Annotated in this window: 2 pseudogenes; one reads left to right on the forward strand and one right to left on the reverse strand. The window is 42.1% G+C overall.

The annotated features are described in order from the left end of the window. Positions 1–131 precede the first annotated feature (131 nt). Positions 132–443 (forward strand): annotated as a pseudogene (locus tag QUB25_RS29650) (IS66 family transposase); the annotation flags it as partial. Between the two features lie 190 nt (positions 444–633). Here QUB25_RS29650 and QUB25_RS29655 read toward each other — a convergent pair. Further along, a pseudogene (locus QUB25_RS29655) lies at positions 634–948 on the reverse strand (GIY-YIG nuclease family protein); the annotation flags it as partial. Positions 949–1,285 lie beyond the last annotated feature (337 nt).

A 1,285-nucleotide genomic window follows, 5' to 3' on the forward strand; every position in this document is an offset into this window, starting at 1 on the left:
ACTACTTTTTGTCGATAGTCTAGACTGTAAGCCATTTTTTTCTAATTAACTATTTTTATCTATTTTATCATGATCTTACCTCTGTCTCACATTTATTTGAAATGACTATAAATACTTGGCAAGGTCATGTTGGTCATGCTGCTGGACTGTTACTGCGCTCGTTGCGTGAGAAAGCGCAACAGTGGTGGTACTTTTTAGACCATCCATCCATTCCTCCTGATAATAATTTGGCAGAACGTTCTTTGCGATTAGCCGTGACTAAACGTAAGGTATCTGGGGGCTCCCGGTCAATGTCTCGGTTTGAACAAACTGCTGATTTGTTATCTGTGATTCAGACTTGTCGGTTTCAGGGTAAAAGCGCAATAGCTTTTTTCCGTGATGCTCTATCTGCCCATTGTTGTGACTTTTTCATCCCTTCTCTTATTCCCCAATCAAAGACCTGAATCCTTACCTTGTGGGGATGTCATAACAAAAATCGGGTTAACAGGCAAAAAAGGAGAGGAAACTAATACCTAACCTACTGTTGCATAAGTTTTCAGAAATGGTATAACTTTGAACCCGACCAAGAGTACCTAGAGGGCATCTAGCCAGGGATAGGAATACGAACTCCAGACCTCAAAAAAGCAAGGTTTTTTAATGGTTAGCACAAGCATACTCCATCACACCCAGCTCACTAGCCGACAGCACCTTGGCTTCCATCCCGTACAAATCATTCAGAATCGGCTTGACATCAGCAAACACAAAATACTCGGTCAGTTTGCCAATCCGGTAATTAAACGCTTTGTAGCGGTGTTTGAAGTACAGTTCCACATTCCCCCGGTGTTCCCAAAGTCCCAGCAAATTGACAACCACATCCGAGTAATGCGCTTTCACATCTCGCTGCACTTCAGCGATGCGTTCCTCGATCGACGATCTAGTGGTAATTCCAATTTTATAGAACGTGTTCCCGTCAGCTTTCGGTAGAGTCGAGGGAGGCTATTATGTCTCGCCCCTCTCTTTTAAATCTGGACGTGCAACTTTCATTGCATCCAGCTTCCGACAATCTTGTTTGCTCATGTGGATATAATCGTGACAGCTTTCATGTACAACAATCAGGTTTGTGTCCTTCCAGTTTTCATGGTTGCCGTCTTTGTGGTGTAAATTAACTCTTTCTTCTCCCGTAAGAAGATGTCCACAGTGTCCACAAGTATGTTTTTGCTTTTTGAGCATCTTATACCAATTTCCTAAAGTCCTGCTACATATATAGCCTCTAAAATAAATTTCCATCCCGTCAAAGAACTAATAA

It is taken from the genome of Microcoleus sp. B3-D7, from assembly GCF_036705305.1.
Lineage (GTDB): Bacteria > Cyanobacteriota > Cyanobacteriia > Cyanobacteriales > Microcoleaceae > Microcoleus.